Annotated in this window: 1 pseudogene; it reads left to right on the forward strand. The window is 45.4% G+C overall.

The window, feature by feature from the left end:
* A pseudogene (locus AAEZ02_RS22540) lies at window positions 1-271 on the forward strand (DNA topoisomerase III); the annotation flags it as partial.

The following is a 271-nucleotide window of genomic DNA, read 5'->3' on the forward strand; positions in this document are numbered from 1 at the left end:
AACTGACGATTGCTGGTGGCTTGTTTACCACTAAAGCGCGTCAACACAAAAGCTTAGGCTGTAAACAGCTCTTTAAACGGGCAGCCACAGAAAATCAAGCTAATAACAGTCAAGCTAATACTGGTTCAACTCACAGTGAAGACTATAACGACGATGCCGTTCAGTCGTTACCGCCATTGGTTAACGGGCAGGTGTTGCATTGTCAGCGTGTTGAATTATTGGACAAAACGACTCAAGCGCCGAAGCATTTTACCGACGCCACATTATTAGG

Source organism: Shewanella sp. T24-MNA-CIBAN-0130, assembly GCF_040310185.1.
Lineage (GTDB): Bacteria > Pseudomonadota > Gammaproteobacteria > Enterobacterales > Shewanellaceae > Shewanella > Shewanella psychromarinicola.